15 protein-coding genes are annotated in these 16,631 nt (G+C 48.0%); 8 read left to right on the forward strand and 7 right to left on the reverse strand.

All coding sequences use genetic code 11. The features are described 5' to 3' along the window. Positions 1 to 57: 57 nt before the first annotated feature. From QL223_RS10545 to QL223_RS10555, 3 genes are read left to right on the forward strand one after another with little or no spacing between them, the layout of a single operon-like run. Positions 58 to 1,392 (forward strand): dihydroorotase, encoded by a 1,335-nt coding sequence (locus tag QL223_RS10545; protein ID WP_281544715.1) that lies wholly within the window; start codon positions 58 to 60, stop codon positions 1,390 to 1,392. 45 nt (positions 1,393 to 1,437) lie between these two features. Then, the gene (locus QL223_RS10550; RefSeq protein WP_281544716.1) at positions 1,438 to 1,998 is read left to right on the forward strand and encodes a carbonate dehydratase; all 561 of its coding nucleotides are present in this window, start codon (positions 1,438 to 1,440) and stop codon (positions 1,996 to 1,998) included. After that, positions 1,988 to 2,995: a GTP-binding protein gene (locus tag QL223_RS10555; RefSeq protein ID WP_281544717.1), complete on the forward strand. Its 1,008-nt coding sequence runs from the start codon at positions 1,988 to 1,990 to the stop codon at positions 2,993 to 2,995. The genes QL223_RS10550 and QL223_RS10555 overlap by 11 nt, the downstream gene beginning before the upstream one ends. A gap of 42 nt (positions 2,996 to 3,037) precedes the next feature. On the opposite strand, the gene QL223_RS10560 is transcribed toward QL223_RS10555, so the two are convergent. Further along, positions 3,038 to 3,451: a MarR family transcriptional regulator gene (locus tag QL223_RS10560; protein WP_039850553.1), complete on the reverse strand. Its 414-nt coding sequence runs from the start codon at positions 3,449 to 3,451 to the stop codon at positions 3,038 to 3,040. A 128-nt stretch (positions 3,452 to 3,579) separates the two neighbouring features. On the opposite strand from QL223_RS10560, the gene QL223_RS10565 reads away from it, so the two are divergent. Beyond that, positions 3,580 to 3,810, forward strand: coding sequence for a hexameric tyrosine-coordinated heme protein (locus QL223_RS10565; RefSeq protein WP_281544718.1), 231 nt, complete (start codon positions 3,580 to 3,582; stop codon positions 3,808 to 3,810). Between the two features lie 51 nt (positions 3,811 to 3,861). Here QL223_RS10565 and QL223_RS10570 read toward each other — a convergent pair whose 3' ends face one another. Genes QL223_RS10570 through QL223_RS10585 form a run of 4 tightly spaced genes read right to left on the reverse strand, consistent with a single transcriptional unit; the run spans position 3,862 to position 7,942 of the window. Further along, on the reverse strand, positions 3,862 to 5,715 hold the full coding sequence (locus QL223_RS10570; RefSeq protein WP_002541916.1) for a sugar phosphate isomerase/epimerase and 4-hydroxyphenylpyruvate domain-containing protein: 1,854 nt from the start codon (positions 5,713 to 5,715) through the stop codon (positions 3,862 to 3,864). A gap of 3 nt (positions 5,716 to 5,718) precedes the next feature. Continuing rightward, positions 5,719 to 6,174 (reverse strand): type II 3-dehydroquinate dehydratase, encoded by a 456-nt coding sequence (gene aroQ, locus QL223_RS10575; protein WP_002541915.1) that lies wholly within the window; start codon positions 6,172 to 6,174, stop codon positions 5,719 to 5,721. Positions 6,175 to 6,185: 11 nt separating this feature from the next. Continuing rightward, positions 6,186 to 7,250, reverse strand: coding sequence for a Gfo/Idh/MocA family oxidoreductase (locus tag QL223_RS10580; protein ID WP_002541914.1), 1,065 nt, complete (start codon positions 7,248 to 7,250; stop codon positions 6,186 to 6,188). A gap of 41 nt (positions 7,251 to 7,291) precedes the next feature. Further along, positions 7,292 to 7,942 carry a GntR family transcriptional regulator gene (locus QL223_RS10585; RefSeq protein ID WP_002541911.1) on the reverse strand — a complete coding sequence of 217 codons (651 nt, stop codon included), beginning with the start codon at positions 7,940 to 7,942 and terminating at the stop codon, positions 7,292 to 7,294. Positions 7,943 to 8,642: 700 nt separating this feature from the next. On the opposite strand from QL223_RS10585, the gene QL223_RS10590 reads away from it, so the two are divergent. Next, complete coding sequence (locus QL223_RS10590) at positions 8,643 to 9,146, forward strand: TRAP transporter small permease (RefSeq protein ID WP_046306845.1); 504 nt, start codon at positions 8,643 to 8,645, stop codon at positions 9,144 to 9,146. Beyond that, positions 9,143 to 10,435 carry a TRAP transporter large permease gene (locus QL223_RS10595; RefSeq protein ID WP_281544719.1) on the forward strand — a complete coding sequence of 431 codons (1,293 nt, stop codon included), beginning with the start codon at positions 9,143 to 9,145 and terminating at the stop codon, positions 10,433 to 10,435. The genes QL223_RS10590 and QL223_RS10595 overlap by 4 nt, the downstream gene beginning before the upstream one ends. Before the next feature lie 83 nt (positions 10,436 to 10,518). On the opposite strand, the gene QL223_RS10600 is transcribed toward QL223_RS10595, so the two are convergent. Together QL223_RS10600 and QL223_RS10605 are read right to left on the reverse strand one after the other, a co-directional pair. Next, the gene (locus tag QL223_RS10600; protein WP_281544720.1) at positions 10,519 to 13,440 is read right to left on the reverse strand and encodes a hybrid sensor histidine kinase/response regulator; all 2,922 of its coding nucleotides are present in this window, start codon (positions 13,438 to 13,440) and stop codon (positions 10,519 to 10,521) included. Next, entirely contained in the window at positions 13,433 to 14,701 is a 1,269-nt protein-coding gene (locus QL223_RS10605) for an acyl-homoserine-lactone synthase (protein ID WP_002541906.1), read from the reverse strand. Before QL223_RS10605 ends, QL223_RS10600 begins: the two co-directional genes overlap by 8 nt. Positions 14,702 to 15,019: 318 nt before the next feature. On the opposite strand from QL223_RS10605, the gene QL223_RS10610 reads away from it, so the two are divergent. Further along, positions 15,020 to 15,235, forward strand: coding sequence for a hypothetical protein (locus QL223_RS10610; RefSeq protein WP_002541905.1), 216 nt, complete (start codon positions 15,020 to 15,022; stop codon positions 15,233 to 15,235). A 335-nt stretch (positions 15,236 to 15,570) separates the two neighbouring features. Continuing rightward, entirely contained in the window at positions 15,571 to 16,629 is a 1,059-nt protein-coding gene (locus QL223_RS10615) for an AraC family transcriptional regulator (protein ID WP_281544721.1), read from the forward strand. Positions 16,630 to 16,631: the final 2 nt, after the last annotated feature.

Consider the following 16,631-nt stretch of genomic DNA (forward strand, 5'->3'; position numbering starts at 1 on the left):
TTTCCAAAATATCACCATCTATTCCATGCGTTAGTTTTAAGGAGAATTCTAAACGCTATGTCTACAACACTGATTAAAAACGCCCGCGTCGTTAACGAAGGGCGGGTGCAAGAGAGAGATTTGCGAATTGACGGCCCGCGGATTGAGAGGATCGACTCCGATATTATCGCCGCTCCGACCGACCAGATTGTCGAGGCCAATGGCCGTTTCATTTTGCCTGGAATGATTGATGATCAGGTGCACTTCAGGGAGCCAGGTTTAACGCACAAAGGTTCTATTGCTTCTGAGTCCCGCGCAGCAGTCGCTGGTGGCATTACCAGCTATATGGAAATGCCTAATGTCAGCCCGGCCACGACCACGATTGAAGCGCTGGAGCGCAAGTTTGATATTGCGGCCAACAACTCCTTGTCGAATTACTCGTTTTACCTTGGTGCAACGGAAGACAATCTGGAGCAAATTAAGCGACTGAATCCAGAAACGCACTGCGGTGTTAAGGTGTTTATGGGCGCGTCCACTGGCGATTTGTTGGTGGAAAACCCGACGGCATTGGAAGGCATCTTCCGTGAGTCGCCCGTGCTTATTGTTACGCATTGTGAAAGCGGGCCAGTTATCGCAAAAAACCGAGAAGCGCTTCTTCGTAAAAAGTCCTCGCTCACGATCCATGATCATCCTTTGCTGAGGGATGATGAAGCCTGCTATGCCTCTTCTTCCTATGCCGTGGACTTGGCGAAGCGTCATGGTAGCCATCTTCATGTTCTACACATCACAACCGAAAAAGAACTTTCTCTTTTCCAAACAGGGCCAATTGAGCTGAAACGCATTACCGCTGAAGCTTGTGTGCATCACCTTTGGTTCAGCGATGAAGACTATGCGGTGCTGGGAAACCTGATTAAGTGTAACCCTGCTATCAAGAAAGCCAGCGATCGTGAAGCGCTGATCCGGGCACTTCATACCAACCAAATTGACATCATCGCCACTGACCATGCACCTCATACTTTTGAAGAAAAGCAGGTGGGCTTTGATCAGGCTCCGGCAGGTTTACCTTTGGTACAACATGCGTTGCTGACGCTGCTTGACCATGTCAGTCACGGTCGACTCGATATTACTCAAGTGGTTGAGAAAACTGCGCACAATCCCGCTATTCGTTACGGAATTAAAGAGCGTGGTTTTGTCCGTGAAGGCTACTTTGCCGATTTAGTGCTGGTGGATGATAAACAGACCACTGAGGTTAGCCATGATAATGCGCTGTATCACTGCGGATGGACGCCTTTTGTAGGTCATCGCTTTTCGTCGCAGATAGTCAGTACCTGGGTGAATGGCGGATTGGTTTATCACAATAACAAGGTGCTGGATGACGGGTCACCCGCGATGAGACTGGTGTTCGCTCGTTAATGCTCTTTGCATTCAAAAAAATACTGAAGCAAGTTGAGACCCTCTATGTTAAGAAAAAATCCAAATGGCGACATGCCAATCGTATCGGAAAATGCTTTTGTTGATCCTACGGCGATCATCTGCGGCAAAGTGATTATTGAAGACAACGTATTTATTGGCCCGTATGCCGTGATTCGTGCGGATGAGGTGAATGATGCGGGTGAAATGGAACCCATCATCATCAAATGTGACACCAATATTCAGGATGGTGTGGTGATTCACTCTAAAGCAGGCGCTGCGGTAACCATTGGAGAGCGCACATCGATTGCGCATCGCTCAATCATCCACGGCCCATGCGAAGTGTGTGATGACGTTTTCATTGGTTTTAACTCTGTGGTGTTTAATGCTGTTGTGGGTAAGCACTGTGTCATCCGCCATAACTGTGTTGTAGACGGAATGGATCTCCCTGAGAGCTTCCATGTACCGCCAATGACCAATATCGGTGTGGGCTTCGATCTAAACAGTATCTCTAAAGTGCCACCGGAATATTCAGCGTTTTCTGAGTCTGTGGTTTCCGCCAATCACACTTTGGTACAGGGTTACAGGAGGATCGCCAATGAGCTCTGATAATTCGGCGATTCTGAGTGTGCCAACCAACATCATTACCGGCTTCCTCGGCGTAGGTAAAACCACCGCCATCTTGCATCTGATGAAGAACAAGCCGGAGAACGAGCGTTGGGCCGTATTGGTCAATGAGTTTGGTGAGATCGGTGTAGATGGCAGCCTTTTTCAAGGGCAGCATAGCGAAAGAGAGAAAGTGTTCATTCAGGAAGTGCCAGGTGGCTGCATGTGCTGCGCAGCGGGACTTCCTATGCAAATCGCGCTAAATCAATTACTGATCGAAGCCAAACCTGATCGACTGCTGATTGAACCTACTGGCCTTGGACACCCCAAAGAAGTCCTGGAAGTCTTGTCCTCTGAACACTACCGCGATGTTCTATCACTTCAAAAAACACTGACTTTGGTTGATGCGAGAAAACTGTCAGAGGCGCGCTACACCCATCACGATACTTTTAATCAGCAGATTGCTATTGCTGACACTGTGGTGGGCAACAAGCTTGATCTCTATGCCGAAGGGGACAAAGCCTTACTGGAAGCGTATGTAAAAAAGCATGCTCATCCAGATGTGAACGTGCTGTTTACACGTCACGGACAAATCGACTTCAAGGAATTTGAAGGAGAGACCTACATGACGCAGCCACATGCGCATGATCACCACCATCACCATCACGGCAGTAAATCTCTTGCCTCAGAAGCGCCTATGCCAGAAAGCGGGGTGTTGATGGCGAAAAACAAAGGTGAAGGTTTTGAAAGCGTTGGCTGGCGATTTTCACCAGACAAGGTCTTTGATAGAAAGAAACTTTCTTTGCTTCTGCATGACCTTGATGTCGAGCGAATGAAAGCCGTATTCATCACTGATGATGGAGTGTTTGGTTACAACCTTTCCGAATCGAATATGTTGGAAATGGAGTTGGATGATTGTGTCGAAAGCCGGATTGAGCTGATTGCACAAGTCGTCGATGTTAGTTTTGAAGATAAACTCATGGGGTGTTTGAGCTCTTGAGATTAAGCTAAGCCGTCGAGAGACGGCTTTTTGCACTACCTACTAGCGACCTAGCTTTTTGCAAAGCGAGATCATGGTGTTCGCTTCTTCAGCGCTGAGCCCGGTCATGCAGAATATTTTGTCGGTAATGTCTGCGCTGTTTCGGGACAGCTCAATGCCTTCTTGGGTTAATACGACTGACTTCTGCCTGTCATTGTCCGGAAGGGCAGCACGTTGGATAAGTCCTTTTTGTTCCAAACGTTTTAGCAGCGGCGTCATCGTTGCTTTGCTGAGTTCTGCTCTTGAAGCCAACTCAGTGATAGATAGCTTGTCTTCTTTCCAAAGCACCATCATCACCACAAACTGTGTATAGGTCAGTCCCAATGGATCCAGCAATTGTCTATACAAAGACGTCACGCGGTTAGACGCTGAATAAAGGGCGAAACAAAGCTGTTTATCGATATCTGCAACGGCCAAGGTGATCTCCAATAACTTCCAACTTGTCTCATTATCTACGACTTGCCTTGATTGTCACATCATTTCGTTGACATATAGTTCGTATGCGAACAGTATGTGTGCGATCAATTAAGAATAAGGAGAGTAATATGAGTGATGCATGGTTGCCGACGTTAATCACAGAGAGCCCAGAAGCTGGCTATCAACTTGCGATTAAAATGTCCCGAATGGGCGTGAAATATACACAGCCTTCAGCGGAAGCGAGAGAGAAGCTACGTCCCAAATATGCGGAAAGTGCAGACAGTTTGATCGCGGTTTCCCACGTTGTTGCCGTGAATTTTCAGACGGTTGCGGCGGCGAATAATTATTGGAAGGCTTGACTGTATGTTAAGGACTCAAAGCCATCTTGGTGATGGCTTTGAGTGGTTAGGTTAGCTGCTCAGTTCCCTTGCCTGCATGGTCAACCTCATCTGACTGTTTGCAGCGCCAAATCCCTGATACCCATTTCTCTGAACGATTTCGAAACAGAATCTGCCCGCGAACATCGAAGTGTAGAGTTGGTAGAAACTTCCATGTTCATCTTCGTCATAGAGGATGTTGAAGCGTTTGAGCTTTTCAATCACTTCATCAGAAAGGGTAAACCGGGCGGCCAAATCATCATAATAATTGGCGGTGACGGGCATCGTCTCTGTCTGCTGCTTTGCCATGAATTCGGCGGTGGCAAAAATATCCTTGGTTGAAAGAGCGATATGGTTGACGCCGGTACCCGCATATTGGTCAAGAATTCGGCTGGATACAGTACGTGACGCTTGGGTACTGTTGAGTGTGAAACTCACCCCTTTATCAGGCGTTTGTAGGGCCTGACTTTTCACCAAGCCACCAGGGTCTGAAACGCTGACGGTCGGCATGGTTTTCATACTGAACATTGCACGATAGAGCAGCACCGAGTGAAGCATTTCTTCATAACTCATGGTGGTGGCTACGTGGTCAACTTTGTTAAGGAAAGCGTGCTGAGTGGCGTCTTCATGCCATTTGAATTCGCGCTCCCAATGAGGAGGCTGGTCAGCGTCATCCACCATGTAAAGGAGACTTTGACCTGGGCCATAGATGGCAGGAATGCCATGCGTGTCATTTTCTGGGTTTCCGTAAACCGGCGAGAACTCGAGCTTCTTGGCTCTCTCCACCATATCGTCGACATGGGTACAGGTTAAACCGACAGCACAGACGGAGACGCCATGTTGTTGGTGGAAGTTTTGGGCGAAGCTATCTGGCTCCATATTCATCACCAGATGAATATTCCCCTGTTTCCACAATTCCACATCTTTACGTTTGTGGGTAGCAGCGTGGCAAAAACCAAGTTGAGACAGCAGCTTGGTCAAGGCGAGCTTTTCATTGTCGCTGACGGCGAATTCAATAAACTGTACTTCGCTGGGCGGGTTGACACTTGGAATTTCAAGCGCTTCTGTATCAGCAGATTTTTCTGCCGCACGGTTGGCATAAACCAGTGAACGGTAGCCGTCTCGGGCCGTTTTTTCCGTTGAGCCTGCACGGAATTGATCGTTGAAAATCTCGAGAGAGAAAGGCCCGTCGTAACCCGTCGCGTGAAGGTTAGACACAAACTGACCAATAGGAAGATCGCCCTGCCCAGGGAAGCAGCGGTAGTGTCGGCTCCAACTGAGATGATCCATCGAAAGGCTAGGGGCATCCGCAACCTGTACGAGGAAAATTCTGTCGCCGGGAATGTTGAGCATGGTATCCAGCTCGGTCTGGCGAGAAAAGATGTGGAAAGTGTCGAGACATAGCCCGACATTTTTGTGGTTGGCGCGACGCACAATTTCCCATGAGTCGCGGTAGTCATGAACGTATTTACCCCATCCCAAGGCTTCGTAGGCAACCCGCATATTGCGTTTGGCTGCGCGCTCGCCAAGCTCATGGAAATCATCTGCTGCGCGTTGAATACCGCCCAAAGCTTGGGGCGACACACTGCTGCAGACCATCAACAAATCGGTGCCCAGTTCTTCCATCAGGTCAAACTTTCTTTCCGCGCGATCAAACGCTTTTTCCCGGTAAGGAGAAGGGAGGCCTTCGAAGTCGCGGAAGGGTTGATAGGTAACAACCTCAAGACCGTGATCGTCTAACATGCTTCGGATTTCGTGAACCGAACCGTTGTGAGTAATCAGATCATTCTCGAAGATTTCAATACCACGGAAACCCGCTTTGGCGATGGCTTCGATTTTTTGTCTTAGGGTGCCTGAAAGGCAAACCGTTGCGATGGAGTAAATCATGCGTTATTGGCTCCCCAGCTTTGCGACCAGCCCGTCGATAGCTAGGGCGTAGCCTTCAATTCCAAACCCAACAATCACACCGACTGCGACAGGTGAAAGGTAGGAGTGATGGCGAAACGATTCACGAGCATGCACATTGGAAATATGAAGCTCAATCACAGGGACTTCAGCCGCTTTAATGGCGTCATAAAGGGCGATAGAGGTATGTGTGTAAGCACCGGCATTGAACACAACGCCGATCATGTTTCCTGTTTTCACTGCGCGGCCTGCATTGTGCAGTGCTTCAATCAGTTCACCTTCATGGTTACTTTGGAAGCACTCAACGACAATACCGTGTTTTGCACCGGTATCTCTGCATAGCTGTTCGACATCTGCCAAGGTACTGTGTCCGTAGAGTCCAGGCTCGCGTTGACCCAGCATGTTAAGGTTAGGGCCGTTCATCACTAGAATAGATTTCATGTCACGCCCTCCTATGCGATGTCGTCAATGTATACTGTGCGACCGGTTTTCACCGCCTCAACCACGGCTTCAGTCACGCGGAGGTTTTGCAGGCCGTCTCGCACCGTTACCAAGGGTTTTTCTTCTTTACGTATCACGCGGCAGAAGTGATTAAGCTGCTCAACCAATGGGTCTTTGCGGTGAAGCGACACGTCTTCACATTCGAATGGTTTCCACCATGAGCGATCTTCTTCGTTTTTGTAGTATTTGAGACGCATGGTTGGCACTGAAATCGAACCGCTGGTGCCGGCGATGTGATAACAATCTTCATCGGGATAGCTCGCGTAGGCTTTATTTTCCTGCGAGGTTTGTTCCCAGCTTTGACCAGAGCCTGCGGTGTCTGAGAGCAGGAAAGTACCGAGTGCACCATTGGCGAAGCTGAGATTGATCGAAACCGTATCTTCGACTTCGAACTGACGACGGCGGTTGGACGCCATGGACTGTACAGCAACGATTTCGCCACAGAGGTAACGTAAGTTGCCGATGTCATGAATAAGGTTAATCAGAATGGGACCGCCACCTTCCTTGGTTCGCCATGGCGCGGCCACAAAGTAATCATCAGGTTTGTAGAACATGGCGCTGCCATGAGCGGCCACCACTTGGCCAATAGCGCCCGTTTCAATGATTTCACGGGTACGTTTGATGATCGGGCTGTGCATGCGGTGATGACCAACCAGCAAAGTGTCCCAGATGCCGGGTTCTTTGGTGGCGATGTCGAGTAATGAGTTGGCTTCTTCAACAGTGTGAGACACTGGCTTCTCAATCAGTGCCGGCATGCGATATTCAATACAGAGCTTTGCTTGCGGGACATGCAGATTATTTGGGGTGGCGAGGATAACGCCATCCGCCAAACCTGAATCAAGCAATTCCACAAGGGTTTCAAAGTGGGGCACGCCATAGTCTTTGGCGAGTTCAATGCTCGCTTCAAACGGATCGACAATGGCGGCTAAGTCACACGCATTGCTCTCCGAGACGAGTCGAATATGATTTTTGCCGATCAATCCTGCTCCGACGACGGCGATTCTTGGCTTCTCCATTTACTGTTTACTTCCTTGTTATGATTATGATGCGACAGGCTTTACTGTCGATTTTGGGTACTTGTTTCTTTCATTCGGGTAAGGAAACCGCCTAGGTGGGTTTCCAATGCTTTCACACAGGCATCGAGGTCGCGTTTCAACGCCGCTTCCAACACGCTTTGGTGTTCATCAACCACGTATTTGCCACGAAATCCTTCTGTACGAAGTTCCATGACGACAAACTGCCTGAATTGATCGTAGACCTGTCTGTGGTAGTGCATGTGCAATTCTGACTGGCATGCGCCAATCAATGCCGCATGAAATTCGTAATCACATCGGTGCCACATCATGAAATACTCATCGATGTTTTCTCGCATTTTGCTCTCGACGTGTTCGAGTTTGTGGTGGGCAGCAACCAGATTGCTTTCCCATTCCATATCGCCGTTAGCAAAAGACGCGCGGGCACCGTCCGTTTCAAGAAGAATGCGCAGTCGGGTGAGTTCTTCCATCTTTTGGATTGAAAAGCTCGCGACATGAAAGCCTTTCTGGCCTTCTGCAATCACCAATCCTTCAGAGGAAAGTCTTGTCAGGCTTTCGCGCAACAGATTCACACCACTGCCGTAGCGTTCTTTCAGCGATTCCATTCTGAGTCGGCTTCCCGGCTCAAATTCACCTTTCAGTAAATCCGTGCGGAGTGTTTCGTACAGCGTCATTTGTCCATGCCTCAATGAAACTGAGTCTTAAGAAATCTGCATCGACTTCATCACGATGCCTTTTCAGTTTTACTCCCTAAATTTCTTCGCATCTGTCTCGTTTTTGTGAATGGGCTATAAATCTAAAAATATCCCCTAATTTGAAAAATAGGTGATGTTTTAACAAATGAGACACAATCGGGTAACAAATCCACAATCACTTCGTCTAGGCTAGTAACAGGTCAATAAGGGCGAATGCTCTCAGGCTTCGTCTTATACTCAAACAACATGAAGATGCTCGCATTCAGAGGTCATCAATGCGTTCAATTCGAGGCAAATTTTGCGAGGAATAGTCGTTCTATTTCCGTGAAATTTAACGAAGAAGTGGGCGCATTGAGGGCTTCCCTTCGGGCGAGTTGACTGGCGTCGTGCTCTTTGTTGTCCCTTTTTGATGGAGGTGACTACACCTACAAAGGGACGCCGCGATCACAACACCAGTCAATCTCGCTGAATCCTGCATCCTCAGGTTGCTTGGGTATATAACAAAGAGGCAGTAAGTCTCTGACAACAAGGAGTGAAGTATGGAAGGACTCTGGGACAGGGAAGGCTGTCGCCATGGATTAGGAAGAGGACTCGCTCGGAATAAAAGGGCGATTTCTGAACAAAGCTTGCAAGGCTTTTGTTTGATTGCCGACATGCACAGCAACTAGGGAGTCATGTTGTGAAAACAATTCTGCACTGGTTACAGCGAATAGCAGATGGCGTTGCAGTCACCATGTTGGCGGTAATGTTCCTTCTCTTTTGCGCGCAAATATTTTCCCGCTACGTCTTGAATGATCCGATTGGCTGGTCGTCAGAAGTGCTTCTGACACTTTGGCTGTGGGTTATTTTCTGGGCGGGCGCGTTTTGTCTGCGTCATAAAGATCACATTCGCTTTGATCTTCTCTTTTTAAGTGTGCCTGGGAAGGTACAACGTATTTTTCTGATCTTGTCTGCACTGGGCATCATCATCGGTTTCGGGATGAGCTTTTTGCCGACGTGGGACTACATCACGTTCTACAAAATCAAGAAAAGCGCGATTTTGAAATGGCGCCTCGATTATGTATTCAGTATTTACGGGATTTTCCTTGGCGCGATTATTCTCCGCTACGGCCTTGCACTGATTCAATTCCTGAATCCGAACTACAAAGTGCAAGAAGACAAGGATGAGCAGGTGGAAGAATGAGTTTAGCTTTAACACTATGTCTGGTGACAGTGCTGTTGCTGGCGGCTTTCGGTACGCCGGTATCTTTCTCTATGATTATTGGTGCCATTGTTTACTTGGCAGTCAGTGGTCAGGACTTGGCGCTGGCAGGCGAACAAATTATTCAGGGGTTCTACAACAGCTTTATTCTGCTGGCTGTGCCTCTTTTCATTGCTGCTGCGAACATTATGAACGCGGGCAGTATCACGGACAGACTACTCCAGTTTTGTGTCGCAATGGTTGGCCATTTCCGTGGCGGCTTAGGACACGTTAACATCGTTTCCAGTCTGATCTTCTCGGGTATGTCTGGTTCAGCGGTGGCAGACGCCGCCGGCGTAGGCCGCGTTATCATCAACATGATGACCAAAGATGGTCGCTATCCGCCGTCCTACGCAGCAGCGATTACTGCCGCATCGGCGACAATTGGGCCAATCATTCCGCCTTCGATCCCAATGGTTATTTACGCCTTGGTGTCTGATACCTCGGTCGGTTATCTCTTTATCGCAGGCTTGGTACCGGGTCTCCTGATGGGTGTGGTTCTGATGGGCTTGAACGCTTATATGGCTACCAAGATGGATATCCCGAAAGAGCCACGCACGCCGATGAAGGATATCCCACGCATCACATTCCGCGCGTTGCCAACCTTGATGATGCCAGCGATCCTGCTGTTTGGTATCTACGGTGGTATCACTACGCCAACCGAAGCGGCGGCAGTGGCAGCGGCCTATGCCTTGATTCTGGCAGTAGCGTACCGTTCAATCAGCTTCAAGCAACTTTACATTGCGCTGAAAGAGAGTGCGTACTCGTCGGCATCCGTCGGTCTGGTTATCGGTTCTGCACTGATCTTCAACTACATCGTAGCGACAGAGAATGTTCCTACTGCGATTGCTGAAATGATCACAGCAGCTGATCTGTCACCGTTGCAGTTCCTGTTGATTGTTAACTTGATTTATCTCGGTCTTGGCTTCCTGCTGGATGCTACCACCGTGATTCTGGTTATCGTGCCACTCTTTGTGCCAGCCTGTCGTGAATTGGGTATCGACCTTGTTCACTTCGGTGTGGTGACCATCGTGAACTTGATGATTGGCCTGATTACGCCACCTTATGGGGTCTTGCTGTTCGTGATAAACGGCACCACCAAGATTCCGTTGGCGGGCATTATCAAGCAAGTGATTCCGTTCATCTTCGTTCTGTTGGCAGCACTTTTTGTCATGATCCTGTTCCCGGATTTGATTCTGAGTATGCCAAGACTGATGGGTTATCAAGGATAGCGCTTTAACAAGCAAGCAAAACAAGAAAAGGCCTTTAAGGCCTTTTTTTGTTTTTGGAGAGCGCTGTTCTGCGCGCCTAGCACTTAATGCTTAGTGTCCGGCACATTGCTGATGGTTTCATGGCTGGCAAACCCGCGTACCAGCCACTTTGTCAGCGTTCTTAATAGCTGCTGTTTGGTAATGGGTTTCACCAAGTGATCTTGCATCACCTCTCGGATGGCGAGCGTCACTTCTTCGCTGTATTCACCAGACAGGGCAACCACTGGGATTGGCCCAACCAAGCGGCGAATTTCATGGGTGGCTTCAATACCATTTCTACCCGGCATGTGAATGTCCATCAGGATCAAATCGAAATGTTCTGTTTTCACCTTCTGAATGGATTCATCGCCTGAGGTGGCTTCTTCGACTTCAATGCCTTCGCTGGTGAGGTAGGCTTTCACCAGCATGCGGTTGACCTGCATATCGTCCACAACCAGCACCCTCTTCCCAATTAGACTGCCGAGTTTCGCCAGCTTGCCTTCGTCAATCAGGTTGTTGAAGGAGCGAAGAAATAGGAGTTTATTGAACACACCTTCAAGCTCTCCTTGCACCAAGTGTTCAGAGAATGCAGAAGGCGTGGTTTGGGCGTTGGTATCGAATACCAGCACGGGGGTCACCTGAGCGTGGTGACCCAAATCACCAGCGCGCAGCGCTTTCACCAATGCCATGTCCTGTTCGAGCATAGCGCGCTCCAGCACAATGAAATCGACAGGCTGGTTAAGCTCGTGGGTGAATCCTGTCTCGACATCATGGGCAAAACAGGCCTGGATGTCTAACGCGCCGAATTGCTTAGAAAGCCATCTGCCTGCTTCAGGTTGGGCAACAACCAGACAGGACTTACCTGCGGCAAACTGTTTGATGCGGCTTTGGGTTTCTTCATCCTGCTCTTGTTGGTCAACAGAAGGGAAGGTTAAGACAAATTCGGTGTATTCTCCTTCAACAGAGTCGCAGCGTATTGTGCCGCCAAAGGATTCCATCACGCGTTTGCAGTAAGAAAGGCCAAGGCCATTACCTTGCTGCTTGCCACTGGTGTAGAACTCATCAAAGATTTGAGAAAGCTGTGCTACCGGGATTCCGGGTCCAGTATCGACAACATGCACTGAATTCCCTTCTTTCGAATGAGCAAAGTGAATTCTGATGCGGCTTTCCGGATGTGAGTCAAAGTAGTACACCGCATTCTTTAGCAGGTTTAAAAGCACAAAGCTATAAAGGGTATCGCTGCCGTGGAAGAAGAAGTCATCCTGCACGTTCAGATCAATCCGGCTTCTGTGGTCTTCACTGTAGAAGCTGAAATCCTTGATCGCTTGTGTCGTCAATTCTGCTGCAGAGTAATAGGCGAATAAGCTGGTGCTGATGCCGTCTCCGCGAAGCTCATCCAGAATGGCATCGATAAAACGGGTACCGAGTTGAACGGCTTTTTTACCTTCTGACAATTCTTGATAGAGCTTTTGCATGTCCTGAGAAGCAAAAGGCGCAAGCGAGCCATTTTCGACACCAAACATGTCCGCATCGATCCGCTCGAAATGGTATTTAATTTTCGTGAGTGGATTGCGGATTTCATGGGCGATAGAGCCTGCTAAGACCTGCGACTTTCGCACTTTGTCTTCGGTAACGATAAAGCGGTTGGCTTCATCAAAAAGCCGTTGCAAGCCCATGATTTCTTCACTGGAGAAAAGGTCGTTGTCTTTCGACACCATATACAGATGGGTAACTTCTTTCTTCTCGTTCGTAATGGGAAGCACCAGAGAAGTCCCTGCATTGACCATTGCCCGGGTGACATCAAGCAACTCTTCTTGAACTTCAGGCTCTTCATGCTTGATTTCATACTCCAGTTCTTCTTTCACCAGCACCGAGCGGTCGCCATGGAAACAGGAGAGGAAAACATTGTTGTCTGCGTTGTTGTCGACCTTTTGAATTCGACCAAATTTGGCATTCAACACTTTGTTAAGCTGAACCACGGCATCATCGGTGGAATAGCGGAACTCTCCAATCAGGTTACAGATGTTTTCAACCGGATTGCCTTTCTCTTTATAGAAGAGGCGGTTCACTTTTCCTCGAATGTACTTGTGTGAGCGGTTCCAGAACATACCGGCCAGTACTGTCCAAGCCACAAAGATGACGCTTTCCATCGGGAAGTGACGGGCCGTCAATAGCGATATAGGCACGATATACAGCGATGCGTTAATCAGGAAGCTGACGACGATCATCGCGATATAACGGCTGCTGTAAAAGCGGTTGTGCAACAAGGCATAACCGACCAGCAGAGCTTCAATGATGGACAGGGCAGGCGGCACCCAGACGATCGAGAAATCGTTGAATACCACAGGAATAAGGAAATGCGCCATAAACGTCGAGACGATAAAGGCGACCATCCCCAACACCATGTACTTTGCTTTGATCTGCTGCAGTTTGACTTTGCTTCGGCTGGAGTACACGAAGTTGGTTAGGGTCATGATGATCAGCAGGATCAGAATCCCGAAGAATACACCGCTTGTCGGTCCGAAGCGTATGACGAAGTTGCCGATGTCATACACATCTACGGAAACGACATTCAGCCCAGGCACCAAATTGGTGACCAAGGTGATTGCGCAGGTGGTGAGGAAAAACCACCAGTGCCAGCGTTTTATCTTAAACCCTTGATGCTCTGAGACTAACCGGCAGGAGAAAAGGTAAGCAAAAGCAAAAGCTAATCCCGAAAACAGGTTTGCCGCCAATGCCATGAGGGTTGCACCGGGCTCGCCAAAATACACCAAAAGGCCAGACTGGAAGTAGGCGTTCGACAGAATCCACGCCGAAATGAAGGCGGTATAAAGGGTGTATGGGCGATATAAAGGCCGGGTGATCCCCGACCTGTTTTTTGCCAACGCCCGCGCGAAATTGGTGGCCCAAATCGCGACAATACTGGCGATAGCGACAAGGAATATCGCTATATAGTTACTGGAGATAGCCCCGATAAAATCATGCATTGGCAGAGGCTCTCGCGAGTTTTCGCATTGAAATAATTCTCTTGTTGTAATCTCTGAAGCTGTTTTCTTCGAATGCCTGACTCATCGGGCCGGTGAAAACGACACCTTGATAGGTGGTCAACGCTGTACCCGCGACTTGCTGTTGGCACAGGGCGACATAAGGCAGAATGTTTTTACTGTCGTTATTCACTGATTGGTAGAACCCGAGGATAGAAGGTTGTTCCACTATGGTGTAAGCCACCTCAAGGCCAATATCAGCCAGTTTCAACGTCAAGTATTTGAGTGTCAGGTAAAGGACATGGTTCAACTTCTCGCGTGGTCCGCTGATGGCCATTCTGATTATTTCACAGACAGCTTGCTTTTGTGTAACAGCTCGCAAAAGGGAATAATCAAATTTTTCAACAGATTGCATATTTAATTTACTTTTCAGTCTGTTAGAGAAAATTCCGGACTGTTCTAATGTGCTGATTTTCTCATTTGATAAGGTGAGAGTCCAACTGTCTGTTTGGAAGAATGGGTCAAATGTCAACCAGTTGTCATGTTGCTCGTAACGTTGAATAAGCGCAGAAGAGAGAAGCAACGGAGCCTCACCACCAATATCCTGATACAGGATGAAGTGCTCACCGGACGCAGAGATATCCAGGTAGTAAAGCATCTCGTACCAATGCTGTTGTTTCACAAAGGTTTCGAGGTTGATGAGGACGTTGGCAAGAGAAAGCGTCATCGGATACAGAGAGTGGCTGGTTAAGAACAATCTCTCATCGTTACGGATGTCTTCCACTACCTCGTAGCGGTACATTTCGCTGACATTTTCCTCAGAACTGGTTGGCGGGCATTGCTCATCATAGTGTGCTTGCAGATGGCGTTTGGCTTGCTGGTTGATTTGAAACGCTTTGAACTCTGCCCAACACATCAGAATATCACCATAGAAAGCAATAGCTGTGCGCTCGATATACAAGAATAAGGATGGAAGATCGTTAATGGGCTTCACGCCGGTAATCGTTTGGGCGAGAGGCGATGTCAGCGTGGTGTAAAGGTTGCCACGGGGCGCATCTGGATCCTGCATTTGATGGATTTCATTTACACGATACGAAACGATTTTTTCGAACAGGTCAAAGTAATGATTTTCATACATATATTCTTCAACGGACTGCATGAAAGCCTGTTTATTACTCTCAGTTGCTTGTGCATGGCTCAATGCAATGATGGTTTGCTGAAGGTTGGTATGAAGGGAAGATGGCTTGATATTGATGTCGTACATACTTAATTCCTCGACGTGGTTCAAAAAAGTCCAGTTAAGTGTACGATCTCTTTAATGCAGTCATGCTATGACAATCACAAATGTCCACTTATTGAAACAATTTCGACCATTTACATAAAAGAGAGCGATTGCTTAACGCTATCTAGCTGAGAACGCAGGGAAGTTGCCGGAGGTGAAATTGATTGGATTTTGTGGTGACGATGTTGCCAAGTTTTACAGGCAGATGAATTGCGTGAGTCAGTCAGGATTTTGATACAACTTTGCTGAGGATCTCTCACTAGGGTAATGAGGTGTTTCCTTTGCCTGAGAGGAGCTGCCATGAGTGAGAAGGACACCTTTGCCGAAGTGGTCGACATGCACCACGGAGGAAAGAACAAATTGGAAATTGCGAATGAATTATCGCAACAGGGTTGGGCTTTTTATGACGCTTTGGAGTTTACAGAAAGTGTCTATGAGCATGAGTCTCTTTCTGATCCAATAAGGATGGGAAGCTCGTTGGAAGAGATGCGAAAACAGCCTCCGATAGATTTTTAAATGCTTATACCTAAACGACCTGAATGCGAGCATCTTCAGGTCGTTTGGGTATATCTATACGAAGCCAGCACTCGCTGGCTTCATTCTTTCCAATAATAGCTAGATTTCATAACACGTTCGTTTTGGTCGAATAAGTCAACATTAAGAATCACGTTTCATTAATTGGATGAACACCTGTTTAAACCATTAAATCCATCAAAATTTGAATATGGTCATTTATATCTCTGCCACTCACACTATCGTTACTTAATGCAACATGGTTGCAACATTGATGGGGTGTATACCTAGCTGCAGATTCAGTGCTTGCAGCAGGGTATTTCAAGGAAGTGACTAGTATGAACGCATATTATTCAACATTGAGTGGATGGCTGATCCCTATTACCCGGGCGATGAAAAGCCATGACATTGATCCGATCAAAACCTTAGAAAAGTTTGATATTTCTCCTTCTGAAGTCAACGATCCTGAAGGAAGAGTCTGCGTGCAAAGCCTTGGCAATTTGTTCGCTTACTGCAACAACAAAGTAGGTGGTCGCGCTTTTAATATCGAAGTGGCGCGAAGCTTTCATCCCTCCGTGCTTCATGCACTTGGTTATGCCGTGCAATCTGCATACAGCCTTCAAGAAGCGTTAGAACGCGTCGCCCAATATAAACGTGTGGTTTCCAACTGCTGCAACATGTACGCCTATGAGGAAAGGGGTGTCGACTTCGTGTCAGATTTGGAAGTCTATCGCTACGCAGACAGCGGCCGTCAGGTGCTTACGCCTCATATGATCGAAGCGTTTCAGGCGACGCTGGTGCAATTATCCCGTGACATTGTTGGTCGTGACTTCAATCCAATCAAAATCCAATTTAACTTCGAGCGTCCAAGCACGGATTGCGAAGTGGCCGCAGCGTTTTTCGATTGTCCCATTGAGTATGGCTGCGATCGCAATGCGGTTGTGATGGATGCGGAAATTGCCCAGGCCCAGTCGATTGGCAGTAATCCTGCTATCAACGAAATGCACCTCGAAATGCTGAACAAATTCATGTGTCGGGTAGATAAAACCAATCTGACCTTCCAGATTGAAACCCGAATCGTGGATGAACTGCCGCTTGGTGCACCGTCTCAGGCGGATGTTGCCAAACAGCTGGGACTGAGCCTCAGAAACCTTCAGCGTAAACTGAATGATCAGGGAACCTGTTATAAAGACATCCTCGACAATACGCGTAAGAGGCTGACGATGAACTACATCAAGCAACCTCACATGAGTATCAGTGAAATAGGTTATTTGGTGGGCTTTTCCAATGTGGCTAACTTCAATCGCGCATTCAGGCGTTGGGAGGGGTGTGCACCTGGTGAATATCGTCACCGTTATCTTTCGGCCAATACCTTGGCAGAAAGCTGTCGCCATTAATC

The organism is Grimontia sp. SpTr1, assembly GCF_947387585.1.
GTDB classification, from domain to species: Bacteria; Pseudomonadota; Gammaproteobacteria; order Enterobacterales; family Vibrionaceae; genus Enterovibrio; species Enterovibrio indicus.

Bases quoted from the DNA above. Each gene is read 5' to 3' on its own strand.
- QL223_RS10550 (WP_281544716.1), top strand. From the start codon at position 1,438: ATGTTAAGAAAAAATCCAAATGGCGACATGCCAATCGTATCGGAAAAT.
- QL223_RS10555 (WP_281544717.1), top strand. From the start codon at position 1,988: ATGAGCTCTGATAATTCGGCGATTCTGAGTGTGCCAACCAACATCATT.
- QL223_RS10580 (WP_002541914.1), bottom strand. From the start codon at position 7,250: ATGGAGAAGCCAAGAATCGCCGTCGTCGGAGCAGGATTGATCGGCAAA.
- QL223_RS10615 (WP_281544721.1), top strand. From the start codon at position 15,571: ATGAACGCATATTATTCAACATTGAGTGGATGGCTGATCCCTATTACC.
- aroQ (WP_002541915.1), bottom strand. From the start codon at position 6,174: ATGAAATCTATTCTAGTGATGAACGGCCCTAACCTTAACATGCTGGGT.
- QL223_RS10595 (WP_281544719.1), top strand. From the start codon at position 9,143: ATGAGTTTAGCTTTAACACTATGTCTGGTGACAGTGCTGTTGCTGGCG.
- QL223_RS10600 (WP_281544720.1), bottom strand. From the start codon at position 13,440: ATGCATGATTTTATCGGGGCTATCTCCAGTAACTATATAGCGATATTC.
- QL223_RS10585 (WP_002541911.1), bottom strand. From the start codon at position 7,942: ATGACGCTGTACGAAACACTCCGCACGGATTTACTGAAAGGTGAATTT.
- QL223_RS10610 (WP_002541905.1), top strand. From the start codon at position 15,020: ATGAGTGAGAAGGACACCTTTGCCGAAGTGGTCGACATGCACCACGGA.
- QL223_RS10545 (WP_281544715.1), top strand. From the start codon at position 58: ATGTCTACAACACTGATTAAAAACGCCCGCGTCGTTAACGAAGGGCGG.
- QL223_RS10570 (WP_002541916.1), bottom strand. From the start codon at position 5,715: ATGATTTACTCCATCGCAACGGTTTGCCTTTCAGGCACCCTAAGACAA.
- QL223_RS10605 (WP_002541906.1), bottom strand. From the start codon at position 14,701: ATGTACGACATCAATATCAAGCCATCTTCCCTTCATACCAACCTTCAG.
- QL223_RS10565 (WP_281544718.1), top strand. From the start codon at position 3,580: ATGAGTGATGCATGGTTGCCGACGTTAATCACAGAGAGCCCAGAAGCT.